This window comes from Paenibacillus melissococcoides, assembly GCA_944800085.1.
In the GTDB taxonomy this organism is placed as follows: domain Bacteria; phylum Bacillota; class Bacilli; order Paenibacillales; family Paenibacillaceae; genus Paenibacillus_B; species Paenibacillus_B melissococcoides.
In genome coordinates this window covers 55,319-81,785 of the sequence record CALYLO010000003.1, presented here as the reverse complement: position 1 = coordinate 81,785, position 26,467 = coordinate 55,319, and the positions used below count along the sequence as shown (strand labels likewise).

26 protein-coding genes are annotated in these 26,467 nt (G+C 56.0%); 1 reads left to right on the top strand and 25 read right to left on the bottom strand.

The features are described from left to right. Window positions 1-39: 39 nt before the first annotated feature. The 24 genes from OCY70_RS11995 to OCY70_RS11880 all read right to left on the bottom strand — a co-directional run bounded on the left by OCY70_RS11995 (window position 40) and on the right by OCY70_RS11880 (window position 24,911). Window positions 40-1,155, bottom strand: coding sequence for a Nif3-like dinuclear metal center hexameric protein (locus OCY70_RS11995; protein WP_213430181.1), 1,116 nt, complete (start codon window positions 1,153-1,155; stop codon window positions 40-42). Then, the gene (locus OCY70_RS11990) at window positions 1,131-1,904 is read right to left on the bottom strand and encodes a tRNA (adenine(22)-N(1))-methyltransferase (RefSeq protein ID WP_213430180.1); all 774 of its coding nucleotides are present in this window, start codon (window positions 1,902-1,904) and stop codon (window positions 1,131-1,133) included. Before OCY70_RS11990 ends, OCY70_RS11995 begins: the two co-directional genes overlap by 25 nt. Beyond that, window positions 1,864-2,751, bottom strand: coding sequence for a hypothetical protein (locus tag OCY70_RS11985; RefSeq protein ID WP_213430179.1), 888 nt, complete (start codon window positions 2,749-2,751; stop codon window positions 1,864-1,866). The genes OCY70_RS11990 and OCY70_RS11985 overlap by 41 nt, the downstream gene beginning before the upstream one ends. Before the next feature lie 142 nt (window positions 2,752-2,893). Beyond that, window positions 2,894-4,018 carry an RNA polymerase sigma factor RpoD gene (rpoD, locus tag OCY70_RS11980; protein ID WP_006675596.1) on the bottom strand — a complete coding sequence of 375 codons (1,125 nt, stop codon included), beginning with the start codon at window positions 4,016-4,018 and terminating at the stop codon, window positions 2,894-2,896. 35 nt (window positions 4,019-4,053) lie between these two features. Further along, window positions 4,054-5,919 carry a DNA primase gene (gene dnaG, locus OCY70_RS11975; RefSeq protein WP_213430178.1) on the bottom strand — a complete coding sequence of 622 codons (1,866 nt, stop codon included), beginning with the start codon at window positions 5,917-5,919 and terminating at the stop codon, window positions 4,054-4,056. A gap of 22 nt (window positions 5,920-5,941) precedes the next feature. Next, on the bottom strand, window positions 5,942-6,421 hold the full coding sequence (locus OCY70_RS11970) for a YaiI/YqxD family protein (protein ID WP_240764831.1): 480 nt from the start codon (window positions 6,419-6,421) through the stop codon (window positions 5,942-5,944). Between the two features lie 228 nt (window positions 6,422-6,649). Further along, window positions 6,650-8,722 (bottom strand): glycine--tRNA ligase subunit beta, encoded by a 2,073-nt coding sequence (glyS, locus tag OCY70_RS11965; protein ID WP_213430177.1) that lies wholly within the window; start codon window positions 8,720-8,722, stop codon window positions 6,650-6,652. Continuing rightward, window positions 8,715-9,602, bottom strand: a complete 888-nt coding sequence (gene glyQ, locus OCY70_RS11960; RefSeq protein ID WP_213430176.1) for a glycine--tRNA ligase subunit alpha — start codon at window positions 9,600-9,602, stop codon at window positions 8,715-8,717. The genes glyS and glyQ overlap by 8 nt, the downstream gene beginning before the upstream one ends. A 339-nt stretch (window positions 9,603-9,941) precedes the next feature. Beyond that, complete coding sequence (gene recO / locus OCY70_RS11955) at window positions 9,942-10,706, bottom strand: DNA repair protein RecO (RefSeq protein ID WP_213430175.1); 765 nt, start codon at window positions 10,704-10,706, stop codon at window positions 9,942-9,944. Between the two features lie 126 nt (window positions 10,707-10,832). Next, on the bottom strand, window positions 10,833-10,973 hold the full coding sequence (locus OCY70_RS11950; RefSeq protein ID WP_093471043.1) for a YqzL family protein: 141 nt from the start codon (window positions 10,971-10,973) through the stop codon (window positions 10,833-10,835). A 134-nt stretch (window positions 10,974-11,107) separates the two neighbouring features. After that, window positions 11,108-12,037: a GTPase Era gene (gene era / locus OCY70_RS11945; protein ID WP_213430174.1), complete on the bottom strand. Its 930-nt coding sequence runs from the start codon at window positions 12,035-12,037 to the stop codon at window positions 11,108-11,110. Window positions 12,038-12,236: 199 nt separating this feature from the next. Then, window positions 12,237-12,596 (bottom strand): diacylglycerol kinase family protein, encoded by a 360-nt coding sequence (locus OCY70_RS11940; RefSeq protein ID WP_306433970.1) that lies wholly within the window; start codon window positions 12,594-12,596, stop codon window positions 12,237-12,239. Between the two features lie 10 nt (window positions 12,597-12,606). Then, a complete protein-coding gene (gene ybeY / locus OCY70_RS11935) occupies window positions 12,607-13,110 on the bottom strand; it encodes an rRNA maturation RNase YbeY (RefSeq protein ID WP_213430173.1) in 504 nt (167 codons plus the stop codon). Between the two features lie 25 nt (window positions 13,111-13,135). Then, on the bottom strand, window positions 13,136-15,544 hold the full coding sequence (locus OCY70_RS11930) for an HD family phosphohydrolase (RefSeq protein WP_213430172.1): 2,409 nt from the start codon (window positions 15,542-15,544) through the stop codon (window positions 13,136-13,138). 15 nt (window positions 15,545-15,559) lie between these two features. Beyond that, entirely contained in the window at window positions 15,560-16,528 is a 969-nt protein-coding gene (locus OCY70_RS11925) for a PhoH family protein (protein WP_168178990.1), read from the bottom strand. Between the two features lie 26 nt (window positions 16,529-16,554). Then, on the bottom strand, window positions 16,555-17,796 hold the full coding sequence (gene yqfD, locus OCY70_RS11920) for a sporulation protein YqfD (RefSeq protein WP_213430171.1): 1,242 nt from the start codon (window positions 17,794-17,796) through the stop codon (window positions 16,555-16,557). Then, complete coding sequence (gene yqfC, locus OCY70_RS11915; RefSeq protein ID WP_006675584.1) at window positions 17,793-18,086, bottom strand: sporulation protein YqfC; 294 nt, start codon at window positions 18,084-18,086, stop codon at window positions 17,793-17,795. Before yqfC ends, yqfD begins: the two co-directional genes overlap by 4 nt. Before the next feature lie 863 nt (window positions 18,087-18,949). Further along, entirely contained in the window at window positions 18,950-20,155 is a 1,206-nt protein-coding gene (locus tag OCY70_RS11910; RefSeq protein WP_261944567.1) for an IS4 family transposase, read from the bottom strand. A gap of 440 nt (window positions 20,156-20,595) precedes the next feature. Next, window positions 20,596-21,093 (bottom strand): hypothetical protein, encoded by a 498-nt coding sequence (locus OCY70_RS11905; RefSeq protein ID WP_213428657.1) that lies wholly within the window; start codon window positions 21,091-21,093, stop codon window positions 20,596-20,598. A 10-nt stretch (window positions 21,094-21,103) separates the two neighbouring features. Continuing rightward, window positions 21,104-22,096, bottom strand: a complete 993-nt coding sequence (gene floA / locus OCY70_RS11900) for a flotillin-like protein FloA (protein ID WP_213428663.1) — start codon at window positions 22,094-22,096, stop codon at window positions 21,104-21,106. Window positions 22,097-22,235: 139 nt separating this feature from the next. Beyond that, a complete protein-coding gene (locus tag OCY70_RS11895) occupies window positions 22,236-23,609 on the bottom strand; it encodes an NfeD family protein (RefSeq protein ID WP_213428665.1) in 1,374 nt (457 codons plus the stop codon). Between the two features lie 148 nt (window positions 23,610-23,757). Beyond that, window positions 23,758-24,201 (bottom strand): GatB/YqeY domain-containing protein, encoded by a 444-nt coding sequence (locus OCY70_RS11890; RefSeq protein ID WP_006676232.1) that lies wholly within the window; start codon window positions 24,199-24,201, stop codon window positions 23,758-23,760. 15 nt (window positions 24,202-24,216) lie between these two features. Then, window positions 24,217-24,390 (bottom strand): 30S ribosomal protein S21, encoded by a 174-nt coding sequence (gene rpsU / locus OCY70_RS11885; protein WP_005547957.1) that lies wholly within the window; start codon window positions 24,388-24,390, stop codon window positions 24,217-24,219. A 170-nt stretch (window positions 24,391-24,560) separates the two neighbouring features. Then, a complete protein-coding gene (locus OCY70_RS11880) occupies window positions 24,561-24,911 on the bottom strand; it encodes a histidine triad nucleotide-binding protein (protein WP_213428667.1) in 351 nt (116 codons plus the stop codon). Between the two features lie 115 nt (window positions 24,912-25,026). Here OCY70_RS11880 and OCY70_RS11875 point away from each other — a divergent pair, with 115 nt between their 5' ends. Further along, entirely contained in the window at window positions 25,027-25,794 is a 768-nt protein-coding gene (locus tag OCY70_RS11875; RefSeq protein WP_213428668.1) for an alpha/beta hydrolase, read from the top strand. Between the two features lie 55 nt (window positions 25,795-25,849). Here the strand turns inward: OCY70_RS11875 and OCY70_RS11870 are convergent, their stop codons facing one another. Further along, window positions 25,850-26,275 carry a hypothetical protein gene (locus OCY70_RS11870; RefSeq protein WP_373871464.1) on the bottom strand — a complete coding sequence of 142 codons (426 nt, stop codon included), beginning with the start codon at window positions 26,273-26,275 and terminating at the stop codon, window positions 25,850-25,852. Window positions 26,276-26,467 lie beyond the last annotated feature (192 nt).

Here is a 26,467-nt window from a genome sequence, read left to right as displayed (position 1 = left end):
AGTATACTAGGTTCCGGCCAGAAACTCAACCAGTAACTTTTACATAAATTGAAACGGTTCGGTAATTACGGAGGAAGCATGGAACACCGTCTTCACGCCCTGCTTGTCAGCCGCCTGCTGCAGGCGCGAAGCGACATCCTCCTTCATCATCTTCTCGGCGTTATGCCCCGGATCGACGATGGCGAGACCCGCAGCCAGGGCATCATGCGCCGTATGATAGTCGATATCGCCGGTGACGAGGACGTCGGCGCCGTGGAACAGCGCATGCCGGACATAGCGGGAGCCTGAGCCGCCCAGCACGGCGATCTTCTTCACTTCGCGCTCCGGGCTTCCTACGACGCGGACATGCGGCACGTCGAAAGCCTTCTTCACCTGCTCGGCAAAGGCTTGCAGGGTCATAGGAGCCGGCAGCTTGCCCACCCGGCCGAGTCCATAGACCGTCCCTTCCAGATCGACCGGATACAGATCATAGGCCACCTCCTCATAGGGATGGGCCTTGAACATCGCCTGCAGCACCCGGCTGCGGCGCGACTTCGGAACGATCGTCTCGATCCGCACTTCCTCGACGGACTCCAGCTTCCCGGATTCGCCGATGAACGGATTGGTTCCCTCCTGCGGCCGGAACGTTCCCGTGCCCGGCTGTGAGAAGCTGCAATGGCTGTACGCCCCGATATGACCGGCCCCGGCATCCAGGATCGCCATCCGCACCGAATCGGCATGGGTGGTCGGCACGAAGACGACCAGCTTCTGCAGTGGCTCCTCGTGCAGCTTCTCCAGCACCTCCACCTCGGCCAGTTGGAGCCGATCCGCCATCAGATCGTTCATCCCGCCCGGAGCAACGTCATAGTTCGTATGAGAAATGTAGACCGCGATATCATGCTTGATCAGCTTCTCCATCAGTTTGCCGGCCGGCGTGTCGGTCTGCAGATGGGGAAGCGGCCGATAAATAATGGCGTGATGGGCAATAATCAGCTCCGCCTCCAGCCGGATCGCTTCATCCACGACCTCTTCGGTCACGTCCAGGGCGACAAGCACCCGGGACACCTTTTTGTTCAACGTGCCCAATTGCAGGCCGATGCGGTCATCGGGAACCGCCATCGATTTGGGAGCGAGCTGCTCCATCCATTGAATTACGGTTTGCGCGTGTGCATACATGCCAATATCGCCTCCAATTGTGCCAGACTGTCCGCGAACATCGCGCGGCGCTGTCTGGCTTCTTCGGTCGCAGCCTGCTCCATCGTGCGCAGAATGCGCTCTCTTTTGCGAACTTCAAGCTGCCACTTCTTCATGAACTCCGGCGTTGGCGCAGCCGACAGCATCGGGCCGAGCTGCACCAGCCATTCCTCCGTCAACGTCACCTGCGCGTTCAACTCGCGGGGAGCGTACAAGCGGCGATCATGCTGTACGGCCTCTTCCTTGCTGCGCGCGCGTTCGGCCAGCAGCACCTCATACAGCTTGCCGTCTTCCTCGATCAAGGCTTCCTCCATCAGATTCCAGCCTTCCCGGCGCAGCCAGGCTCTCACATGGGCCTCGCCGACATTCGGCTGCAGGACCAAGCGGGTCACTCCCGCCAGCTTGCCCGGATCGGCCGCTAAAATCTGGACGATAAGCCCCCCGCCCATCCCCGCGATCGATATGACATCGACTTCGCCGGGCGAGATGACGGCCAATCCGTCTCCCCGCCGCACGCTTACCCGATCACTTAACCGGGCGCCTTCAATCTGGCGGCAGGCCGCCTCATACGGCCCTTGATTCACCTCTCCGGCCACCGCCATCTCAATTCGTTGTTGTTCCGCCAAATAGGCCGGCAGCAATGCATGATCCGAGCCGATATCGGCCAGACGGCTTCCAGCCGGCACCCAATCAGCGATCTGCTGCAGCCGCTTGGACAGTTTGATGTTCACGTATCCATTTCACCCACTGTTTTCTGAAATAAAAAGCACTACACCATAAGATGATCCATTTTCCCAACAGGAAGGAGAGCAGTTCTTGTTCCGCTTCCGGCTGACTCCATGAGCGAGCCGCCAGCCAGGCCGCCTCCGGCATGAACCAGAGTCCGGCGGAGGCGATAAGAAGGCCTGCCGCGACCCGCGGAGACAGGCGGTGAACCGTCCATGCCATCCAGACGAACAAGCCGCTCTCCGGCAGCCACAGCCATTGGCTCTCGCCGAGGGTCAGATCCGGCATCGCGATCTGGAGGATGCAGCCGTAAGCGGCCGCGGCATGCAGCCAGCCCGCTCCCTGCATCAGTCCGGAACGCGCCAGCATGCCGCACAGCAGCCAGAGGAGCGCGGAGACAACGAGCCAGACCGCGTTCGGCAGCCACCAGGCTGTCCATCCCTGGACCTGCAGCACAAGCCAGCCGCCTCCGGATAGAGTCAGGCAAGCCATCAGCGCCCGGCCGCGGGACCTCCGCAGATTCGTCTTCCGGCCCGACCAGGCCAAGGCGGCCAGCACAAGCGCAGGGGCCGCAATGACGCTAATTTGCATTGGGGCCGCAAAAGCGGTAAAATGAAATCCGATAATACAAAACAATACAAAAATGATAAAAACAACCATCCAGGTCGTTGGCCGCAAGGAGGCGATGCGATCCGCCCAGGAACGGACGGTCTCATTCGAACCTTCCTCCTGCGCATCCAGGGGCACATCGTACAGCTGCGCCAGGAAATTGCAATAGGCTGCAGGCAGCAGCCGGTTTTTCCGCCAGCGGGCGATCTCCTGGGCCATCCATTGGCGTTGCTGAGGATCCATTGCCTGTACACCTCCAGGAACGTCATGCCGCCGTCCTGCCATGTAGGCCGATCGGCCGAGGACAGCGGCTCCTTCGCTGCTTCCTCTATGCAAAAGACCTTCATCACGCCGGCAAGGGCATCAGAAGGTCTCTTGCACACCATTATTCTAGGAAGTCTTTTAACCGCTTGCTGCGGCTTGGGTGACGCAGCTTGCGGAGAGCCTTCGCCTCGATTTGACGAATCCGCTCGCGGGTAACGCCAAATACCTTGCCGACTTCTTCCAACGTTCTCGTCCGGCCGTCGTCCAGGCCGAAGCGCAGGCGAAGCACATTCTCCTCACGCTCGGTGAGCGTGTCAAGCACATCCTCCAACTGCTCCTTCAGCAGCTCGTACGCGGCGGCATCCGCCGGAGCCAGAGCTTCCTGATCCTCGATGAAATCGCCCAGATGCGAGTCGTCCTCTTCGCCGATTGGCGTCTCCAAGGATACCGGCTCCTGCGCAATCTTCATAATCTCGCGCACCTTCTCTACGCTCAATTCCATCTCGGCCGCAATCTCTTCCGGCGTCGGTTCGCGCCCCAGCTCCTGAAGCAGTTGACGGGATACGCGAACCAGCTTGTTGATCGTCTCGACCATATGAACCGGAATCCGGATCGTGCGCGCCTGATCCGCGATCGCCCGCGTAATCGCTTGGCGAATCCACCAGGTCGCATAGGTGCTGAATTTATATCCTTTGCTGTGGTCGAATTTCTCGACCGCTTTGATAAGCCCCATATTTCCTTCTTGTATCAGATCGAGGAACAGCATGCCTCTCCCGACATAACGCTTGGCAATGCTGACGACCAACCGCAGATTGGCCTCGGTCAAGCGCTTCTTCGCTTCCGAATCGCCCTGCTCAATCCGCTTCGCAAGTTCAATTTCTTCTTCGGCCGACAAGAGCGGAACACGGCCGATCTCTTTAAGATACATCCGCACCGGGTCATTGATTTTGATGCCCGGCGGCAGTGACAGATCATCATCAAAATGAAAATCGTCCGAATCATCATTATCACGGTCGTTGGCACGAACGCCCATTTCATCATCGGCTTCACTTACTTCAATACCCAGATCGGAGAGCTGCTCGTAGAACTCATCCATTTGTTCCGGGTCTTGGTCGAACGTCGCCATTTTCTCGGCTATCTCTTTGTAGCTGAGCGATCCTCGCTTTTTGCCGAGTTCAATCAACTGGTCCTTCGCATGTTCCAGCGCCGTTTCCGTTTCAAGTCCAGTATGTTGATCATTCGCCATTTTCCGACTCCCTCCTCCCTAGAATCCTCCGCCTGCTACCGCTTCAGTTCTTGCTCTAGGGCTATAATTTCTTGTGCGATTTGCGCCGCGCGCAATACTTCGCCGGAACGTTCCGCTTGCACCATTTCTTCTCTTTTGCGCTCGATCTCGCGCTGTCTGGGCACTTTAAGAATCTGCATAATATAATCATCCAGCAGCTCGGTATCATAACGAAGAGATACTTCGGAGAGCGATATGGAGGCAGCGACTTTCTCCAAGCGTTCGTCATGCAATGTTGCCAGGAACCGGCTGAAATCCGGCTCCTTGCCTTGCGCGTAATAAGCATATAGATAAGCGGCGAGTGCCGCATGATCATCTGCGTTAAACCGATCACCAAGATGCCGCTCCACGTAATCGGCAACCTCGATATCCTGGAACATGAGAGCCAGCAGGCTCCGCTCCGCATAGACATAGGCCGGGCGCAGCGCAGGCTGGGCAATGGTACGCTTATCATTTCTACCATTATTCCACCAATTGTCGTGATTATCCCCGTGCCCGTTCATTTTTTGCCGCTGTCTTATCGTGGCGCACTCCTGCTTGAGCGCGTCGAACGACGATTCGCCCTGCAAATCAAGCTGCTGCGCCAGCTCCTTCAAATGAAGCTCGCGTTCCACCGGCGATTCAACCGCCGCGATGACGCGCATCGCTTCATCCTTGAAGCGCCGCTTCCCGTCATCCTCTAGCAGTATATGATTCCTCCGCAAAGAAATAAGCTTGAATTTCGTAGGAGTGACTGCCGCTGCCGTTACGGTATGACGGAATCGTTCGCCGCCATGCGCCTTAATGAAGTCGTCGGGATCCATCCGGTCGGGTATCAAGGCTACCGCAACGTGAAGCCCTGCCTCCTCCAGCATCGGGATCGCCTTCATCGCCGCGGCTTGTCCGGCATCATCGCCGTCGTAGCACAAGGTCACGCTGTCCGCCATCCGCTTCATCAGGGTAATATGATCGGGCGTCAGCGCCGTCCCCATGGTCGCCACCGCATGATGCACTTCGGCGTCCCAGGCTTGGATGACATCCGCATACCCTTCGAACAAAATGATATGGCCGGTTCGCTTAATATAAGGCCGCGCATGATGCAAGTTGTACAGCACTTTGGATTTGTTGAACAGCATCGTCTCGGGCGAGTTCAAATATTTGGGTTGTCCTTCCCCCAATATTCGGCCGGCAAAAGCGATGGATTGGCCATTCCGGTTCCAGATCGGGAACATAATCCGGTCCCGGAAGCGATCCACGTAACCGCTGCCGTTCTGCCGCTTCGAGACAAGACCGCCCTTCTCCATGGCTTCCAGGTCGAATTCGCGCTTCCCGAGCAGCTGCACAAGCGTATCCCACTGCGGAGGGGCATACCCGATCTGAAACTGCTCGATCAGCTTGTCATGAATTCCCCGGTTCCGCAAATATTGGAGGGCAGCCTGGCCATGCGTCGTATACATTAAAATATAATGATACAGCTTCGCCGCAAGCTCATGAGCCTCGATCAACCGCTCCTTCGCCTCATGGTAAGGATCCCGTTCCGCCTTCGCGTATCCCGTCCCCCAAGTCACCGGCATGTTCGCCGCTTCGGCGAGCCGCCGAACCGCCTCCGGAAAAGAATATCCTTCAATGCCCATCATGAAGTGAATGACATTGCCGCTCTTGCCGCAGCCGTAGCAATGGAAAATCTGCTTCTCCGGCGTAACGGTGAAGGAGGGCGTCTTCTCCGAATGGAACGGACACAATCCCTTCAAATACTTACCGTGCTTCGACAAATGGACATATTGGCCGACGACATCCACAATGTCATTGCGCTTCAGCACTTCATCCAGCACTTCGTCGGGAATCAGTCCGTAATTGCTCACTGTTCGTCCAACCACCTTCATCTAAACACGTATTACTATTTCGCTACGGGCTCAATTTCTCCTGCTCCCGTTGCAAAAGTTTTGTCAACTTATGTTGGAAGTTGATCCGGTCCTGTTCGCTCATCGCCCGGGGCCCCTTCGTGCGAAGTCCCGCCCTGCGGGCCTTGGCCGAAAAATGCCGCCTCGACAAATATTCATCCACATTATCGGCGGTCAATTCGCCGCCCCGCGGCATCAATACGGAAGCTCCGCGCGGCAGACAGAGCGCGGCCAACCCATAGTCGCTTGTCACGACTATGTCTCCTGACCGCGCTGCATTCGCGATATAGATATCCGCCGCCTGGAACGCCTGATCGACAAATACGGTATGAATGTCGTAGTTCGCCAACTGCCAATCCGGGGCAAAGGCCGCATAAGAAGCGACGAACAAAACGGCGGCCTCCTGCTCCAGCGCAGCGGCGATAATCTCGTTTTTGACCGGGCAGGCATCCGCATCCACCAAAATACGAAGCTTGTCAGACATGCGACTCACCCATTTCATAAAGAAGGCGTCAACGGAAACTTATATTTTCACCGTTACTATTATATACGCTGCAAGCCGTAAAAATCCTGCTTCGCAAACGTGAATTTCCGAAGGGAATTCGCCGTTTTTTGTCGAAGCCCGGACAAAAAGGAAGGAACATGTCGAAGAAGATCTTCTTCATGTTCCAGCCATGCCGGCGCATGTCGCTGCGCCGGCCGCGTTGCATGTTCAGGATGCCCAGACGAGCTTCGAGAAATCGGCATACCGCCGGATATCGGCCGCGATGTTGGCGAGCAGAGCCAGCCGGTTCGCCCGGACCGCCTCATCCTCCGCCATGACCATCACCTGGTCGAAAAAGCGGTTGACCGGATCTTGAAGCCGTCCCAGCACGGCAAGCGCTTCGGCCGCATCCGCGAACGCCGCTTCATAGGCCTCGTGCACTTCGGTCCAGCGCGCGAACAGCTCTCGCTCCGCATCATGCTCGAACCGTTCGGCATCGATCGCTTCCGATTCCGCCTTGGCCGCCAGATTGCATACCCGGTTGAACGATTCGGCCGTCAGCTTGAACTCCTCGGCGGTGACTGCCTGCATCAGCGCCTCGGCTCGGGCCACCGTCTGCTTCACATCGTCATAGCCCGAGGCCATGATCGCGTCGACGACATCGTACCGGACGGAGTCCGCGAGCACATTTTTCACGCGCAAGCCGAAAAATTCAACGAGATCCCGCCGAACCTCCTCGCTGCTCCGCTTCAGCAATTGCGCCTTCTCATGCACGTCCAGCGCGATATCGAGCATCATATGAAGCGTCAGCGGCAGGCCGCGCTCCAACAGCACCTGGACAATCCCGGTCGCTTGGCGGCGCAGGCCGTACGGATCCTGCGATCCTGTCGGAATGATGCCGATGGCGAAGCAGCCGACGAGCGTATCCAGCTTATCCGCGAGGCTGATAATGCAGCCCACCAGCGTGTCCGGCGCCGGATCCCCGGAATACCGCGGCTTGTAATGCTCATTGATGGCGCGGGCGACCGCTTCCGGCTCCCCGGCCTTGCGGGCATAATCCTCTCCCATCATGCCCTGCAGCTCCGGAAATTCATAGACCATTTGCGTGACGAGGTCGAACTTGCAAATATCCGCCGCCCGGCTCACCCACAGCGCCGTCTCCCGATCGGTCTCCACCGCCAGGGCGAGCGCGTCGGCAATCGCATGCAGCCGGCGGATTTTGTCGCCGATGGTGCCAAGCTCCTCGTGGAACACGATCGAATCAAGCTTATGCACGCAATCGATAATGCGCAGCTTCTGATCTTCCTCGTAGAAGAATTTGGCGTCCGACAAGCGGGCGCGAAGCACCTTCTCGTTGCCTTTGACGACTTGATCCAGTCCGGCCGCATCGCCGTTCCGGACGGTCACGAAGTATGGCAGCAGCTGCCCCTCCGCATTCAGTACCGGGAAGTAACGCTGATGCTCGCGCATCGACGTAATCAGGACATCCTGCGGAATGTGCAGGAACGCTTCATCGAATGTGCCGTACAGCACGGTCGGATACTCGACCAGGAACAGCACCTCTTCCAGCAGATCGTCCTTGACGGCGATGTGCCAGCCCTTCTCCGCGGCCAACGCGTCAATCTGGCGCGTAATCTCCGCCACCCGCTCATCGGCGTCCGCGATCACATACTGCCCGCGCAAGCGTTCCACATAGCGAGCCGGCTCGTCAATCGTCACCTCTCCGCCGAGGAAGCGGTGGCCGCGGGATACGTTCCCTGCCTGCACGCCGGCAATCTCCAATGGAATCGTATCGGTTCCATGCAGCGCCACGATCCAGCGGATCGGGCGAACGTAGCGCATTTCCTTGTCTCCCCAACGCATGTTTTTCGGGAAGGTCATCGCCTGAATAAGCGAAGCGAGGCCTTCGCCCAGCACGGCGGATGTCTCCGTCCCGATGCTGCTCTTGTTGGCGTACACGTATTCAACGCCGTTCAGCTCCCGGAAAAAGAGCTGCTCCGGCTCAATGCCCTGACTGCGGGCGAAGCCAAGCGCGGCCTTGGTCCAGGCGCCGTTCTCGTCAAGCGCGATCTTGCGGGCCGGGCCCTTCACTTCCTCGTGAATATCCGTCTGCTTATCGGCCGCCTCGCGAACGATGACAGCCAGGCGGCGAGGCGTCCCATACACTTGAATGCCGGCGAATCCGATCCGCGATTCGGTCAGCCAGCGTTCCATCCGGCTCTGCAGCTGCTCCATCGCAGGGCGCATGAAGCGTGCCGGCACTTCTTCCAGTCCAAGCTCCAACAATATATCTTTAGGCATGGCGTTCCTCTCCCTTCTTCAACAGCGGGAAGCCGAGCTTCTCCCGTTCCTCCAAATACGTGGCCGCAACCTGGCGGGCCAGATTGCGCACCCGGACAATATATCCGGTGCGTTCGGTCACGCTGATGGCTCCGCGCGCATCCAGCAAATTAAAGGTGTGCGAGCATTTGAGCACATAATCGTAGGCCGGGAACACGAGATGCTGCTCCATTGCCCGGTTCGCTTCCTGCTCATACATCGTGAATAGCGAGAACAGCATCGCCGTGTCGCTCACTTCAAACGTATATTTCGAATGCTCGTATTCCGGCTGGTGGAAGACGTCGCCGTAAGTGACTCCATCGACCCATTCCAGATCGAACACATTCTCTTTTTCTTGAATATAAGAAGCCAGGCGCTCCAGCCCGTACGTAATCTCGACCGATACCGGGTGCGCGTCGATGCCCCCGACCTGCTGGAAATAAGTGAACTGCGTAATCTCCATTCCGTCGAGCCATACTTCCCAGCCGAGACCCCACGCGCCCAGCGTCGGAGCTTCCCAGTTATCCTCGACGAACCGGATGTCGTGCTGGAGCGGATCGATGCCGAGGCGGCGCAAGCTGTCGAGATAGAGCTCCTGAATATTGTCCGGCGAAGGCTTCAGAATCACCTGGAATTGATGATGCTGATACAGCCGGTTCGGGTTCTCCCCATAGCGGCCGTCCGCCGGGCGGCGGGATGGCTCCACGTAGGCGACATTCCACGGCTCGGGCCCGATGGAGCGCAAAAACGTCATCGGATTCATCGTGCCGGCGCCCTTTTCGACGTCATAAGGCTGCACGAGGATGCAGTTCTGCTCGGACCAGAATTGTTGAAGCGTCAAAATCATTTGCTGAAAATTCATGGCTTTCTCTCCTTTGCCTATACATTCGCGGCATGCCCGACGAGCGCGCAAAAAAACTCCCGCCCTACGTCTGCTGCCAGACGTAGGGACGAGAGTTAACTTCCCGCGGTTCCACCCTACTTGAACGATTGCCTCAGCCATTGCGCATAAGTGCGTGCGCGCAAGCCGCAATCATTCCACTTTCTCCGTTCCTTGCTCCAAAGTGCCTGTTCATTCGCCCGTTCGTCCGGGCTCCCACCATCCCCGGATCGCTAATGTCTCGAAGCTTGGACGAACTACTTCCTTCTTCAACGCAAGCCAATCTATCTACAGCTTGGATTCATTATAACGAATGGCATCCTACTCGTCAAGATTGGCCAAATCATACTTCTCCATCTGATCGAGGAACTGCTGAGACTTCAAGCGGACGCCGACATGCGTGTCCATATAGCCGCGCATGAAAGCGCGCAGCCGCAGCTTCGTCTCCGGCTTCAGAGTCACATTCCCCAGCCGGCGAAGATCCGTCTTCTCGAACTGGCGGAGCAGGGTCAGCATCGCGGGACCCGCCTTATATTGGTCATGCTCCCGCATCAGGCAGGCACGGCAGAGCGCGCCGCCGAGACGCCAGCCGACTCCGGTCAGCTCGTCCTCCCTGCCGCAGCTGACGCAGGCGTAGAGCTGCGGCGCGACGCCGGTGCGCTGCCATAGCTTCATCTCCAGCAGATGCGTCGTCACCTGCGCATCCTTGCCGGCCTCCAACGCCTCCAAATACGCATGCAGCTGATCGAACATGGCGCCGCCGGCCTCCTCGTCCTGCAAGGCCCGGTCCACCAATTCGGCTGCGTAAGAAGCGTAGGCGGCCAGGTGAAGCTGCTCGCGCACCGTATGATGCCCCTCCAGAATCTCGCATGAATTCAAGGTGCCGATATGCCCCATCCCGCGGAAAAAGACATATTCCCCATATGTAAAGAGCTGAGTGGCAGCCGCATGACGGCTGCGCACCTTCTTGGCTCCCCGCACCAGGACGCCGACTTTGCCGTGCGACTTGGTGCATAGCGTGATGATCTTGTTCCCTTCCCCGTAATCCATACTGCGGATGACGATTCCTTCCACCCGATATAGCACGCTCGTCCTCCCATGCGCATTCCATTTCCTGAATTCTGTGTTAATAAGCGTTCAAAAAGGCCGGTTGTCAGCACCGAGAAGGTTGCTTGCACTCGAAAGCGGACGTTTTGAACAACCTCTATAAATCTATGATTCCGCTGAATTCTCCAACGGCGGTACGTCTAGCGAAGATTCTTCCGTTTCCGACAGCTGTCTGGACTGCTTATACAACAAATAAGCATCAACATCTCCCGTCATGGCAAATACGTTCCACGAGAAATCATGCATCCGTATATCCCCTTTCGTTGGAAATGACTATGCGTTCCATCCTTAGGTTGCGCTGCGGTATCAAGATTATCCCATGCAATATTTGGTCACGATCGGCACGGATTTATGCGCGAAGAATCCGCCTGCCGCCGTTGTTACGCATCGTGGCGGAAGCCGAGATCGCGAAGAATCCGCTCTTGATTGCGCCAGTCCTTCTTCACTTTGACCCATAGCTCCATGAACGTTTTCGAGCCGAGCAAATGCTCAATATCGTGGCGGGCAAGCTTGCCAATCTCCTTCAGGAGCGCTCCTTGCTTGCCGATGACGATGCCCTTCTGCGAATCGCGCTCCACATAAATAACGGCGGAAATATAGACGACGCCGTTGTCCTGCACTCTCATATCCTCGATGGCGACCGCAATCGAGTGCGGGATCTCCTCCCGGGTCAAGTGCAAGATTTTCTCCCGGATCAGCTCCGCCACGACGAACTGCTCCGGATGATCGGTAATCTGATCGTCCGGATAGTACTTCGGACCTTCCGGCATGTAGGAGCCGAGCACTTCCAACAGCCGGTTGACATTATTGCCGTGAAGCGCAGAGACAGGCACGATCTCCGCGAACTCGAACAATTCATTATACGACGTAATCATTGCAGGCAGCTCATCGGGATGCACCTGGTCAATTTTGTTCATCACGAGAATGACCGGCGTCTTCACCTTCGCCAGCTGCTCCATAACAAATTTATCCCCACTGCCTAGACCCGCTGAAACATCGACAAGAAACAAAATGACCTCGACCTCGTTCAAGGTGTTGTAGGCCACCTGGTTCATATAGTCGCCCAGCTTCGATTTGCGCTTGTGAATGCCCGGCGTATCCAGAAAGACGATTTGCGTGTCCTCTGTCGTATAGACGCCGTGGATTTTATTCCGCGTGGTCTGCGGCTTATCGGACATAATGGCGATTTTCTGCCCGATCACATGATTCATTAGCGTCGATTTGCCGACATTGGGCCGGCCGACGATGGCTACAAAGCCGGATTTGAATGAAGTTCGGTTCGATCTCGGTTCGTCTTGAAATGTGTTCAACGCAAGTTGCCTCCCGTTTATTTTATCATATATGTAAGCAAGCGGTGACCGCCGCTGCAAAATAATGCAATTCCGGCAGTCACCGCTTGCGATGCGTTCCATCGGTTCGCTGCGATTCGATTCGGGTTCTGCCGGGGGGCAGCTAATGCGGGTAACTTCCCGCATCGCTTCGCAATCACAAGCCAATGCGGGAACTCCCTTAAAAGAAGCTCCGCAGCAGCTGCAGCAGACGTCCGGCGAACAAGACCGCCCCGACAATAACGGCAAATACCGCCGTCACGAACACGGCTCCCGCGGCGGTATCCTTCGCAATTTTAGCAAGAGGATGCGGGTCGGGCATCGTGAGATCGACCGCCGATTCCACCGCGGTATTCATCAATTCGGCCGACACCACCAGCGTGATCGCGAGCGCAAGCCACAGCCATTCGCCGGCCGATATCCCGAAGCCCGCTCCCAACAGACAGGCGGCCACGGCGGCGGCCGCATGAACGCGCATATTCCGCTGGGTGCGGAAGGCATAGAGAATGCCTTCCGCACCCAGCGGAATGTATCCGCCCACGGCCGTCTCATTAGCGGATCAGCCCAACCCGGCCAAGAACCGCCTCCTGCTTGTCCATCATCTCGCGCTCGCTCTTCTCGTCCTGATGATCATAGCCGAGCAGATGAAGGAAGCCGTGCACGAACAAAAATCCGATTTCCCGTTCAAACGAATGCCCGTATTCCTCGGCCTGGGACTGCGCGCGTTCCGTGGAAATAATAATATCCCCGAGCAAATCATCGTTCAGGCCTTCCAGCTCAGCATCCTCTTCCACTTCGTATAAGATGTCCATCTCTTCATCGGTCGATTCGCGCATGGCGAAGGACAGCACGTCCGTCGGACGATCGATGCCGCGATACTCGCGGTTCAGCTCGTGGATGGCCGCGTCGTCGACGAAGGTGAGGGCAACCTCTCCTCCATCCACGCCTTCCGCTCGGGCCGCTTCCTGCAATATCCTCTCCAACAGCTCGATGAGGGGCGGTTCAATCGGAAGCTTCTCCTGATCATTGTTCCATTCCAGCTTCACTGTGTGCATGTTCCGTACTCTCCTTCATCACGCTTTACGATTTATCGTCCGGTTGCGAACCCGGTTCGCTGCTTGACGCTTCCGGCTTCGGCTCGGCTCCCGGCCTTGGCGCCTGGTCGGACTGCGCCTCGACAACCGCCTCGTCCGCCTGCCGCTCCTTCTTCTCGCCGGAGGCGCCCTCCGCAGTCGTTTCCGGCTTGGCTCCGTCCTGCTTGGCCTTCGGATCGTCCGGATATTCGATGCGGGAATGGAATATCCCCATGACGGTCTGCTTCAGCGACTGACCGATAATGTCCAGCTCGCGCAGGGTCAGATCGCATTCATTGAATTGATTGTCATCCAGACGGTCTTTAATGATTTTTTGAATCATCGATTCAATCTGCTCCACGGTCGGGTGGCGGAGCGAACGGACCGCCGCTTCCACGCAATCGGCGATGCCGACGACGGCCGCTTCCTTCGATTGCGCCTTCGGTCCCGGATAACGGAAGTCATCTTCCGTGAAATCGGGCTCCTTGCCCTGCTCCTTGGCCAGCTTCAGCGCCTTGTAATAGAAGTACTTCAAAAATGTCGTGCCATGGTGCTGCTCGGCGATATCCCGTATCGGCTTCGGCAGCTTGTAGTCCTTGAGCATCTCGGCGCCGTCGCGGGCATGCGCGACAATAATCGAGGTGCTCAGCTTCGGATCGATGAAATCATGCGGATTGTCCATATTCGTCTGATTCTCGATGAAATAGCTCGGACGCTTCGTCTTGCCGATGTCGTGATAGAACGCGCCCACGCGGCAGAGCAGCCCGTTGGCGCCGATCGCTTCGGCCGCCTGCTCGGCCAGATTGCCGACCATGACGCTGTGATGATACGTGCCCGGCGTCTCGGTCAGGAGCTTCCGCAGCAGCGGATGGTTCGGGTTCGACAGCTCGACCAGCTTCAGCGCGGACAAAATGCCGAAGGTCACTTCGAAAAACGGCATCAATCCCATGACCAGCACCGCATTCAACAGCCCGCTCGCAAAGGCGAACGCCGCGGCGAGCATCGTCTCGCGCTGATTGAGCGCGTCCCCGTTCAGCATGGACAGCGTCAGCACCGTCAAGCTGCCGAAGATGCATACCATAATGCCCGCCTTCAATATCGTCGAGCGCTGGCTCGCCCGGTGAATCGCGAATATCGCCGCATAGGATGTGACGAGGGCGAAAAATCCGAAATGGAAATCGAACACCGCGCCCTGATGCGTGTTCAAAATAATGCTGGAGACGACGCTCAGCACGACCGCGCTGATATAGGCGAGCGGCAGATCGATCAGGAGCGTAATCAGCATGACGCCCATGGCGACCGGCGCCGCGTAGCCGATAAATACCGCGTCCTCCGTCTGCGAGTACGCGATAATATGGACGGCAATGATATTGATCGTGAAAATAAGCAGCAGCATCAGCAGCTGGACATTGTTGAATTTGAAATGCGTATGGCTCGCCTGGCGCATGAACATGAACAAGACGAGCGAGAACAGCGCCGACAGAAGCAGCAGGCCGAATTGCGGCCAATAGTTGACCTCGGTCTTCAGCAGATCGTTCTCACGCAGCAAATCATACATTTCTTGCGTAATCAGTTGGCCCTTTTTGACGAAAATATCGCCCTGCTTAATAAATACCGGCGGCGTATTCTCGCGCGCCTGAACCTTCGCTTCCTTCGTCGCTTCATCGTCGTAGAACTTGTTCGGCGTAATGACAAGCCGGACCAGTTCCTGCACGACTTCGCGCGCCGAGCGCTTGTTCAGCGAGCTGGCGTTGACGTATTCGGGCACCTTCGCCCGGGCGATCGCCGCTTCGGGCACCGCATCGCTCATCAGCTTCGATACGAGCTCCCGCGCCACCGCTTTCATCTCCGTAATATCTTCCTTGGTCAGTCTCGCGATCTTGATGTACGTTTCCTCGGGAATACGATAAGTCTGCTCTTCGAGACGCTTGCTTATTTCCTCCAGCATCACGCTGGAATAGGTGTTGGTATTCCGTCCCGTCGTCAGGAACTGGCGCATATGATCCTTCACCATCTCCGGAATCTCCCGGCGGAACACGTCCACCTTCTGGGAATAAGAGATCGTCTCGTCCGAGTTCAGTTGCTCGATCCGATCGAATATGCTGTCTGACAGACGCTCGTTGCGCAAAGCAACGATATCGTAAATCGGCTGCACCCGTTCGGCCGCCTGATCCTGGGCTTTGAGCGTCGCCTTCTTGTCCGGTATCTGAATCGGCGCGATAATGTCCTTCTCGCTCCGGACGTTGACCTCGATATCGAATTTCTCCGGCAGCACGCTCGGAGCCAAGCTGATATAGAACAGCAGCGTGATGAGAAAAAACAAAAGAAAGCGCACGCCCACGCTGTATTTCCAACCGGACATATTCACTTGCCGGGCCGGCTTGCTTCCGTCGCCGGAACGATTTGTCTTTAGCATAGAGAACAACCCTCTCTATCCTTGGTTTTCGCTATCCTTCTGATAAGCTGTAATAATTTTCTGCACTAAGGAATGACGAACGACATCCTGCTCGGCAAAGTGCACAAAGCCGATTTCTTCAATCTCATGCAAAATATGAGAAGCCTCCACCAGGCCCGAGCGCTTGCCGCGCGGCAGATCGATCTGGGTGATGTCTCCGGTGATGACCATCTTCGAGCCGAATCCGAGCCGTGTCAGGAACATCTTCATCTGCTCGGGCGTCGTATTCTGGGCTTCGTCCAAAATAATGAACGCGTCATCAAGCGTGCGGCCGCGCATGTAAGCTAGCGGCGCGACCTCGATCAGTCCCCGTTCCAATGCTTTCCCGACTTGATCAAGGCCCATGACGTCATACAGCGCATCATACAGCGGCCGCAAATACGGATCTACCTTTTCCTGCAGATCCCCCGGAAGGAAGCCCAGATTCTCGCCGGCCTCTACGGCCGGGCGGGTCAATACAATCCGCTTGACCGCTCCTTCCTTCAGCGCCATCACCGCCAGGACGACGGCCAAATACGTCTTGCCTGTCCCGGCCGGACCGATGCCGAACACGATGTCCTTCTTCTTAATGGTGGATACATAATGCCGCTGCCCGATCGTCTTCACCCGTATCGGCTTGCCCCGGTATGTGTGGGCGATCTCGCCTCTGAACAGATCGAGCAGTTCGTGGACTTTCCAATCCTGCGCCAAATCGATGGCGTACTGAATGTCGCGTTCGGACAGAGCAATGTTGTTCCGAACAAGCTCCAGCAGAACTTCAAACAGCTGCTGCAGCTTCTCAACCTCCATCGCCTCTCCCGAAATGGAAATCTCCGCATCCCGCGACATCACGTTCGCGTCCGTGCCGCTCTGAATCATGCGCAGGTACTTGTCCTGCGGGCCGAAGAGAGCCAGTCCCTCGGCAACGTTCTGCAGTGTAAGCTTGACAATTGTTGGTTGCGTCAAAAACTCTCAGTCTCCTTAAACGTTCATTATCCTCTCGCTTGTGGAGGCGCCGCTTCTTCATCCTGCGCACCCGGATCCGGCTGTGCCTCCGGCACAATCGGCAATTCTTCCGCAATCGACTGCTCCACTTCAAAAAGCACCTTCATGACCACTTTACCATTGTCCGCCTTCTGATGCAAAATTTTTTCCTCATGAATGCGCGCATCGGGACCGTTCTTGGCCAACACATCGGCGCGGGCCTCCTGCAGCCCCGCGGCAGCCGCCTCCTGCTCGCTTCGCTCCTCCGAGATGATATGAGCTTCCTTCAGGACCTCCGTCTGCCAACCGAACGGCAGCACCCATTGCCTCCATTGGAGCCGCTTCGCTTCCACGATCGTCTCGTAGCTGTCGAACGGAATGCCCCCGTAGCCGGCGATCTGCAGCCGTCTGTCTCCTGCCGTCACATAGCGGAGCTCCTTTTCCTCCCCGGTATATACTTTGCGCTTGGTGACAAGAGGAACGGCAACGTCATATTCATGCCATACGAGCGCCCGCACCTCTCCCTTGGCCGCCACCGTGCTCGGCAGCTCCTCGGTTCCGATTCGTCCCGAGATGAGAATATCGCCCTTCTTCACCCGAGAATGCTGTCTCACGGCCGGACGGCCCCGCTCTGCGATAATATGCGTAATAATCCCGTCCGTCTTGGCCACAAGATGGCGCGGGTTAACGAGCCCCTTATTTTCAGGCAGGGTCGATTCCACGACATGAATCCGGATTCTTGTCCCGTTCCGCTCAATGCCAATCCACGAGACGCCCTTGAGCTGCGTATTCATCGCCTTGGAGACGGCGTCCGGATCGCGCAGCCGGAAGGTCCATTGGAACGGGTAGATGCCCTGCTGCCTCGCCTGCTTCAGCACTTCCTCCGTCGGAATGCGGACATTGCCCGTGACTTCGATGCTCCAGACGAGGGAAGACAGCATGTACAATCCGAGCAAAAAAAGAATTCCGCCCATGACAAAAAACTTCCGCCGGCGGATGCGCACGATAGAGAATGGCAGGCCGAACCGCTGCTCCACATGGATGCGGCAGCCTGTCTTCTTCAACAGCGAACGAAGGCGCCAAAAATCACTGATCAGCAAATTACATTCCGCCTGGCCGTCCGGGAGACGCCGGACATCCCAAACTCTGATTTGTTGCACCGCGGCTGCATTGATAAAGGCTTCGATTTTGTCGCCGCGCAGACTGGCACGGACATAGCCGCGCAGGCGGGCAAATGAAGGAGCTTTCACGACGTTCCCCCCGTTCCGTGATACTTGATATCGTTAATAACGCCCTCGATACAGATTTCCTCGGTATAGATGGCGCGAATCGTCAAGTCGGTTCCGTACACTTCCAGTTGGCCCGCTGCCAAGGCGAGTCGCATATGCTGATCGGAGAAGTGAAGAATGCCCTGATGGTTCTCTACGACCAGCTTGCGATTGCCGGTCATGACCAGACGGGGCATATCCGTGATCATATCCTGCGGCAGATCGAACCAATTTACGGACCACTGGCGCAATTTGCGGGCAATGCGGCTCATTGTGGCAAAGGCCCCCTTCCTGTACTTTACAACCTATGCGGAACAAGGCCGGATTATGAAATATGGGAGAACGGATGAAAGGGAGACGGCGAAAGCTCGACGCGGGAACGCGGGACGACGAAAGCTCCTGCCGTCACGGGGAACGCGGGACCACGAAAGCTCGCTGCCGTCACGCGGGAACGCGGGACCACGAAAGCTCGCTGCCGTCATGCGGGAACGCGGGAACGTAGGAGCGTGGGACGACGAGGGCGCATCGCCGGGCAAGGGGTGTTTCTTCATTGGAGGGAGTGAGTCGTTTAGAGGGGCATCGAATTTCAAGGGCGCGTTGCGGCAGCATCATTACGGCTTGGCATCGCTTTTCCGCCGGCGGCCTGGAAGCAGGCCAATGGCCCCTCGCTCGAGATTTGGCCATCGCCCGCGAAAAGTGGTTACAGGGGCCTTGGCTAGGTCTGGGGCTGGTTAGCGGGTTGGGGGACAACGGGCTGAATGGAGGCTATCGGTTACGTAATAAACCCTGTCGAGCTATCTGGTTAAAAAGGGACCTGGTTGGCGCGGATGAATGCTGAAAACTGCAATTTTACAGCATTTTCTGGACATCGAGTCACCGAACAAGAAATCCTGCACATCTGCAGGAAAATCACTCGTTATCGGGTTGCTGAGCCCAAATCAGGCCAAAATGCTGCTGTTTCGCCACTAGCGTTGCATAGAACCTGACATGAAGAAGACTTTAAACTCCAGATACGGAACTAATAATCATTATTTATATATATTTACAGTTTCTTTTTTCCTAGCAAAGCCAAAAGTCGATCTCCTACTAAACCATAGGAACATGTTACCATCAAATGTTAATATGCCATTATTACCTATTTAATCACCACTTTAACGGTCTTACATTGCTTTGGGTGTTTTCGTGGTCGACCACCCTTTCGTTTCTTCCGCCTGCCCTTCGAGTGCTTGGTTGGTTTGCGGTGCAGTGCCATCAAAAATTGATCCCACGTTTTATTCATATAGACCCGAAGCAGCTTTAGAAATGACCATAGCGTTTGAGTGGTGTCAGCCTCCTTCCGGACCAACATGACTAAACCATATGCGATGAAGGCTAAAAAAATCTGGTTCCATACTGCCTCTGGATGGAAACTGTACAAATGGACTAAGCTCATATGTTGCTTCATCCATTTAAAGAATAATTCAATCATCCAGCGGCGCCGATAAATCTCGCAGATTTGGGCTGCGGACTTATCCCAGACATTCGTAAGCACACGGTACTGGCGGTTCTTCTCATCGGTATACTCCACTAACCGGAGCTGGGCTTCTATCACATGGCCTTCTTCATCCTTGTAGCTCACGATCACGTCAGCATCACGCACCACAGGCGTCGTTTCATCGATCTCGTGCTCGCAGATGATCGCCGTCTTGTTGCTTTTCTTAATGCGTGCCACGAAGCGTAGATTATCATCCAGCCACTGCTTATAGTGACCATATGTGATGTACCCGCGATCCAAAACATGAATGGCATCTTTATCGATCACCAGATCCAAAGCCACTTCGCTGTCAGCAACGCCTCGTGTGGAACAAACAATGTTTTCGGGATAGACGGTATCCGGGTCGCAAACAGCAAGTTTGGTGTGGATCTTTACCCCGTTGCTGTGTTTGGAGCAGTAGGCCCATTTTCCAGCGACATCAGGGAGTGTAAGTACCGTTGAATCGACAATGCTCAGTTTCCCGATGCCGGGGATACCCTGCTTCGGATAAAGTTGTTGCAAACGTTGTGTCACTTGAATCCATAGCTGCTGCAACACCGGTAAAGGCAACGCTCTGAGTGTACGTACGAGTTGGGAAGCGCTAATGGATTTCAAGTGGATCGCCTGCTGCAGCTGTTCGTTCGCACGCAACGCGTTGCAGATATCTTCGAGGTCCGTGCGTTTATTCAATTGAGCATCAATGAGTAGTTTGATCGCTCTCACGAGTGTAAACTTTCGTCGATAATTGAAGATTGGGAATTCGTCGTCCGAGAGCTGAATCAAATTTAGGCATTTACAAATGACGGTCTGATCTGGTATAGTACCCATGGTCTTTTCTCCTTTTGGTGAGGGAATGGGTAACATGCCTATCCTTCAACATTAGGAGATTTTTTTATGAGTTACCAGATATAATCGATCAATAAATTGAAGAAAAAGTAATTAATGAGAAATATATTTTTCATGTCAGGTTTGGTGCAAGGCTAGTGCTGTTTCGCAGCAATTTTCACCCAAATCGCTTCAACAAGAGAAAAATCCTGCATTTGAGCAGGATTCAAGCAGTATACCAGCCAATAGAGAAGTCCCTAACGCCATTCCCTGCCCACGCAACGAAAAAAGCCAGACCCGCGAAGCGTACGGTACCCCGTAACATCATTCCCGCGCGGGCCTAGCTTGCGGCGCTCAGAGCCGACTCAACAAAAACATAGTCACCGCTGAACAGGCGAGCATCCCGAACAGGCGAGAAGCCGCTTCGTACCGAGTAGATCCGCTCAGGAAGAGCGGCGGCCATATGGCCGCTTTGCCCGCGGCGGTTCCAAAATCTCGGACCAGAGCACGCCCTTCAGCGCCTCCTCCGGGCGAATCGCGGCGTGGGCGGCAGCGGCGGATTCCTTCTTGCTTGAATTCTCATGCCGCGCAGCGCCGGCCGGACGCACCGCAGGCTTCATCGCGGCAACTCTCTCTTCCAGCGTAATGCTGTCCTCCGAAGAATATCCTTGCGGCATCCCGGCCAGGGAGCCGCGCTCCTCCTCCCTATAGACCGGGTAGACCGGATAGGACCGCTCCTCTTCGTGCATGTCATCTGGCTCAGCATCGCGATCGTCCGGTTCGGAGCCCGGCCGCTGCCCCGCCGTATCGCCGCCGAAGCTCGGCATCCGATTGGCCGGCTTGTTGCCCTTCCGTAAGATGGAGAACACAAAGCCGATCAGAATGACAGCCAGAAATGGATTGTTCAACAGAAAACGCAATACCTTTTCAAAGATATCCATGGCTCATCGCCTAGCTTTCCGATTTGTTGCCGCTGCCGTTTTCGCCCATTTTGCCGAGCGTGCCGCGCATATGGGTGTCGGCTTCGATGTTTTTCAGGTTCATGTAATCCATGACCCCGAGCTTGCCTGTGCGAAGAGCATCCGCCATCGCGATCGGAACCTCGGATTCGGACTGAACGACGCGAGCGCGCATCTCGACGACGCGGGCCTTCATCTCCTGCTCTTCCGCGACCGCCATCGCGCGGCGCTCCTCGGCCTTCGCCTGAGCGATGCGCTTGTCTGCTTCCGCTTGCTCGGTCTGCAGATGCGCACCGATGTTCTTGCCTACGTCGACATCGGCGATATCGATGGACAGAATTTCGAACGCGGTTCCGGCATCAAGACCTTTGCCAAGCACAGTGCGGGAAATAAGGTCGGGATTCTCCAAAACATCCTTGTGCGTGGAGCTCGAACCGACCGTCGTAACGATACCTTCGCCGACACGGGCGATAATCGTCTCTTCCCCGGCGCCCCCGACGAGACGGTCGATATTGGCCCGAACCGTCACGCGGGCGCGAACCTTGACCTCGATCCCGTCCTTCGCCACCGCAGCGACGATCGGCGTCTCGATGACGCGCGGGTTAACGCTCATTTGCACCGCCTGCAGAACGTCGCGGCCCGCCAAATCGATCGCGGCGGCACGCTCGAATTCGAGGCTGATGTTGGCCCGCTGCGCCGCGATAAGGGCATTGACAACACGGTCAACATTACCTCCGGCAAGGTAATGGCTCTCCAGTTGGTTGATGGACAAGCCAAGTCCCGCCTTCGTCGCCTTGATCATCGGATTGACGATCCGGCTCGGGGTGACCCGGCGCAGTCGCATCGCCACCAACGTAATAATGCCGATGCGGACTCCGGATGCAATGGCGGATATCCAGAGCATGACCGGGAAAAAGCTGAAAAACACACTTAGAGCGATAACAATAATCGCCCCGATAAGCAGGGTGCTAACAAGTGGATCCATACGCAGTCAAACCTCCATTTGTAATATGTAAATGCGGGACTGCCGTATCGGCAGTCGATTCTTTTCAACGATACAATGAAAGCGTTCCAGGGTCAATGAATCATCTGGAGACACTAAAATGTATGCAGCCTCCTCTCTCTCAAGAGCCTTCATGCGGGCTGACGACAATGCGCGCCCCCTCCGTCATCACGACGACGACCTGCTCATCTTTTCCGACAAAAGCGCCGTCCGTGACAACGTCATATTTATGGCCGTCGAGCAGGATGGTCCCCGCCGGACGAAGCGGCGTAAGCGCCTTTCCTACCTTGCCGATCAGCTCCGTGTGATCGGTGGTCGATACAAAGCCTTGCTCCGTCGTAAGCGCATCCTTGAGGATGAACCGGTTCCAGATGCCGCGATGCTTGAAGATGCGGGCAATAATGACGACGACGACAACGGCTGCGACGAAGGCGGTGCCCAGGGACATGAGCGCGTTCCCCGTATCGTAGGCCGCGCGGACGACCCCGGAAATCAAGCTGATCGCACCCAGGATGCCCAGAATTCCGAAGCTTGGAATAAACATCTCCAGCGCCAGCAGCAATAACCCAATCACCAGCAATACGATGGTCTCCACCCCCGCTAGTCCGGCAATAAAATGCCCAAAAAAGTATAAACCGAATCCGATGACGCCCAGTACGCCCGGAACGCCAAAGCCTGGGACGATCAGTTCAATCGCCACGCCCGCGATGCCGAGGAACAGCAGCAGCGTCGCAACCGCCGGAGTGACGACATAGGAAGCGACTCGTTCCGCTGCCGAGGGCTCGATGTGAACGATTTGAGCGCCGTCGAGCTTCAATTGGGACAGCAAATCTTGCACGGAAGAAGCCTCATATTCCAAATATCCTGCCTGCTTCGCCTCATGGACGCTCAGGGACAGAACCTCTCCCGGCTGCTTCGTGCGGTTCAACTGCGGTAGCTCCACCTTGGCCTGCAGATCCGCCATCGCCGCAGCGACGCCGGCATCCCGGCCGTTCTTCTCCGCGGCGGATACCATCTGGCTGACCCACAGCGCGACGGCCTTCGGATCGTCCACATACTTGTGAGACGAATCGACGAGCGCCGCAGAGCCGATAGCGCTTCCCGGGGTCATCGCGATCTCGTTCGCGCTGAGCGCCAGGAAGCTCCCCGCCGAAGCCGCCTTGCCGTGAACGAGCACGACCGTGCGCGCAGGGCTCTCGATAATCCGCTGGCTCAGCTCCATCGATACATCTACATATCCTCCGGGAGTGTCCATATCGAAAATGACCGCTTCCGGCTGAAGCTGCTCCGCCTCCTCAAGCGCACGGAACAGGAAAGACTTCATGACCGGATCGACCGTCCCCTTGATTGGAATCACGACCGCGCTGCCCTTGCCCGCCTCTCCCTCGGCCTGAACCGGCGAGACAGCGGTTCCCAGCATGCCGAACAGAACGGATGCGGTCATCAGCCATAGGATGCTTATCGCCGCAAATCGATGCTTGAACGGGTGTTTCATCTCTCTAGTGTACCCCCTTCCCTATTCAGACAGTCTATGCAGTAATACGTTACAATCCTCATGTCCGTTCCAGGAAATTCGCTAGAAAAAAACACTCCCTTTCGTGAAAAGGAGTGTTTTTGTTCGTTCATAAGGCTGTCAAAGACGCTTACTGCAGATATTGTTGAACTATCGTATTGACCAGCTTTCCGTCGGCGCGCCCTTTTACCTTCGGCATCAGGGCACCCATCAATTTCCCCATGTCGGCTTTCGAAGAAGCACCGGTCTCTTGGATAGCCTTCTGTACAATCTCTTTAATCTCTTCTTCGGAAAGTTGGGCAGGAAGATACTGCGTCAAAATCTCGATTTCGTCTTTCAATGAATCAGCTAAATCGTCTCGACCTGCGCTTTCAAATTGTTGGAGGGCATCTTTCCGCTGTTTGATTTCACGACCTAGAATCTCAAGCACTTCATCGTCATTCAAAGTTCTCTTAACATCTATCTCAACATTCTTGATCGCCGAACGTACCATCCGGATGGTGGAGAGTTTGAACTTGTCTTGACTTTTCATCGCTTGCTTCATATCTTCGTTCAATCGTTGGCTAAGATCCATTGGTGCTAATTCCTCCTAGAACTTTCTCTTGCGGGCAGCCTCGGACTTCTTCTTGCGCTTAACGCTTGGCTTTTCATAGTGCTTACGCTTTTTAACTTCAGCCAACACGCCATCTTTTGCAATGGAGCGCTTAAAGCGACGAAGTGCAGCATCGATTGTCTCGTTTTTGCGAACTTTCGTTTCAGACACCAGTTTTCCCTCCCTCCGACCAGACCGTCCAAGAACAACAACACGGTTATCAACCTACATTATATGTGATTGTAAAAGTGAGTGTCAACCTTGACGGCGCAATCTGTCTAGATTTATGCATCGGACAGCAGGAATAGGGATCCGGTCGCTGCAAATCCCCTTCCTGTCCGCTACGCTTTCGGCCCTATCAGAGCGCCCAGCGGCTCTCCTCCCAGCAGGTGAAAGTGAAGATGGAACACAACCTGTCCGCTGTCCTTCCCGCAATTGTTGATCAGGCGGTAACCCGTATCGGCAATGCCCATATCCCGGGCGATCTGCTGGGCGGCCAGGTGGATTTCCCCCATCAGGGAAGCATCCTCTGCTTGTACATCGTTCATGGTTGCGATATGCTTTTTAGGGATAATAAGAATATGTACAGGCGCTTGGGGAGTAATGTCGTGAAAGGCGACGACATGATCATTTTCCAGTACCTTTTTGGAAGGGATCGAACCTTCGATAATTTTGCAAAAAATACAGTCCATTTGAACGGCCTCCTTCTATTTTCTCACCATCTGATAGCGGATCAGTCGGTTATTCTCGGATACTGTTATCATATCAAAAACTGAGGGCTCGTCCAACTGAAAGGAGGTTATCCCGATGTCTTCACCTCATAACCGGCCGAGGCGCCGCAGAGGGACGCGCATCCTTATCGGGGCCATTGCCGTCCTGCTTGTGCTCGCCGGCGCTCTCGCCATCTATTTGCGCCCCTATCCCGCGGGCACGAAGGCGGAGCAGGCCATGGCTCCCGGCGAAGATGTCACCGTGACGAAGGAAGACGGCGTGCTGCGGTTCGAGACGACCGCCGAGCCGGCGGCCAATTTTATTTTCTATCCGGGCGGATTGGTCCAGCCGGAAAGCTACGCGGTGTTGGCTCGCTCCTTGGCCTCCAAAGGGGTCAATACGTATATTATCGAGATGCCGCTCAATCTGGCGGTGCTCGATATCCAGGGCGCCAAGCGCGCGCTTCCGCTGTTGAATCCCCGCGGGATCAATATTATCGGCGGGCATTCGCTCGGCGGTACGATGGCGGCTGAATTTGTGAAGAACAGCACGATCAACGTTCAGGGCATCGTGTTTCTGGCCTCATACCCTAACAGCGACATCAGCCAACTGAACATCCCGGTTTTGTCCATCTACGGCTCCCAGGATGGGGTGCTCAATCTGGAGCGGTATACGAACAGTAAATCCTATATGCCGGCTTCCTTCGAGGAGGATGTCATCGAGGGTGGCAATCACGCGCAGTTCGGGGATTACGGCATGCAAAAGAAGGACAAGGGCGCGACCATATCGGACGATGAGCAAATTCGGGAAACGGTCGGCACGATCGTCGATTGGATCGCATCGCTCCATGGATCGGGAACGTAACAGAAGGCCCGTCTGCATCGGTCGTTCGACCGAAGCAGACAAAGCCTTTCCCCGCTCAATAATACGGCAGCAGCGCCAAGGCCGTCAGCGCAGCCAGCGGCAAAATCAAGCGGTTGAACGGCCGGTAGTATCCGTACGGGGAATACCCCGGATAATAGCCGCCATAATAATAACCCGGGTAATAGCCGGGATAGCCTCCGCCATAGTAGCCGTACGGCACAAAGGCGCGATCCATCGAAGCCGCCGCTCCCCCGTAATGCATCCATTGCCCCGCCGGAACCGCAAGGTAAAGATACTCGTCGTCCACATGCTCCACAATCCCGTGATAACAGCAGCCGTCATGGGTGTGAACCTTCACATACCGGTGCATATGCTTCAGGCACAGTTCATACATCGGGTGCTTCTCTCCCGCCGCGCACCCCTTCTTCTCGACGGGAGCCGGTTTGACAATCGGCTTCACGCCCGTAACCTTCTTCTCCATCACGCTCTCCCACTTTCTGCACGAAAAGTTGATATACGTTACTGTATTCGCCCAATCGCCCAGAGGTGCAGAGGAGGGAACGGCTCCTGTGGCGTCGGCTCAAAAAAAAACGGTTCTCCCCGCCAGGAGAGCCGCATGAACGCACTACCGGATCCTCTTGAAGACAAAAAAAAGAGCACCTCGTCCCCCGCT

What these genes read in the sequence shown, in the direction of transcription:
- OCY70_RS11995 (WP_213430181.1), bottom strand. Translation starts at nt 1,155, where the DNA reads ATGTATGCACACGCGCAAACCGTAATTCAATGGATGGAGCAGCTCGCT.
- OCY70_RS11985 (WP_213430179.1), bottom strand. Translation starts at nt 2,751, where the DNA reads ATGGATCCTCAGCAACGCCAATGGATGGCCCAGGAGATCGCCCGCTGG.
- rpoD (WP_006675596.1), bottom strand. Translation starts at nt 4,018, where the DNA reads ATGGCGAATGATCAACATACTGGACTTGAAACGGAAACGGCGCTGGAA.
- dnaG (WP_213430178.1), bottom strand. Translation starts at nt 5,919, where the DNA reads ATGAAGGTGGTTGGACGAACAGTGAGCAATTACGGACTGATTCCCGAC.
- OCY70_RS11970 (WP_240764831.1), bottom strand. Translation starts at nt 6,421, where the DNA reads ATGTCTGACAAGCTTCGTATTTTGGTGGATGCGGATGCCTGCCCGGTC.
- glyS (WP_213430177.1), bottom strand. Translation starts at nt 8,722, where the DNA reads ATGCCTAAAGATATATTGTTGGAGCTTGGACTGGAAGAAGTGCCGGCA.
- glyQ (WP_213430176.1), bottom strand. Translation starts at nt 9,602, where the DNA reads ATGAATTTTCAGCAAATGATTTTGACGCTTCAACAATTCTGGTCCGAG.
- OCY70_RS11950 (WP_093471043.1), bottom strand. Translation starts at nt 10,973, where the DNA reads ATGCATGATTTCTCGTGGAACGTATTTGCCATGACGGGAGATGTTGAT.
- ybeY (WP_213430173.1), bottom strand. Translation starts at nt 13,110, where the DNA reads ATGCACACAGTGAAGCTGGAATGGAACAATGATCAGGAGAAGCTTCCG.
- OCY70_RS11930 (WP_213430172.1), bottom strand. Translation starts at nt 15,544, where the DNA reads ATGCTAAAGACAAATCGTTCCGGCGACGGAAGCAAGCCGGCCCGGCAA.
- yqfC (WP_006675584.1), bottom strand. Translation starts at nt 18,086, where the DNA reads ATGAGCCGCATTGCCCGCAAATTGCGCCAGTGGTCCGTAAATTGGTTC.
- OCY70_RS11910 (WP_261944567.1), bottom strand. Translation starts at nt 20,155, where the DNA reads ATGGGTACTATACCAGATCAGACCGTCATTTGTAAATGCCTAAATTTG.
- OCY70_RS11905 (WP_213428657.1), bottom strand. Translation starts at nt 21,093, where the DNA reads ATGGATATCTTTGAAAAGGTATTGCGTTTTCTGTTGAACAATCCATTT.
- floA (WP_213428663.1), bottom strand. Translation starts at nt 22,096, where the DNA reads ATGGATCCACTTGTTAGCACCCTGCTTATCGGGGCGATTATTGTTATC.
- OCY70_RS11895 (WP_213428665.1), bottom strand. Translation starts at nt 23,609, where the DNA reads ATGAAACACCCGTTCAAGCATCGATTTGCGGCGATAAGCATCCTATGG.
- OCY70_RS11890 (WP_006676232.1), bottom strand. Translation starts at nt 24,201, where the DNA reads ATGGATCTTAGCCAACGATTGAACGAAGATATGAAGCAAGCGATGAAA.
- OCY70_RS11880 (WP_213428667.1), bottom strand. Translation starts at nt 24,911, where the DNA reads ATGGACTGTATTTTTTGCAAAATTATCGAAGGTTCGATCCCTTCCAAA.
- OCY70_RS11875 (WP_213428668.1), top strand. Translation starts at nt 25,027, where the DNA reads ATGTCTTCACCTCATAACCGGCCGAGGCGCCGCAGAGGGACGCGCATC.
- OCY70_RS11870 (WP_373871464.1), bottom strand. Translation starts at nt 26,275, where the DNA reads ATGGAGAAGAAGGTTACGGGCGTGAAGCCGATTGTCAAACCGGCTCCC.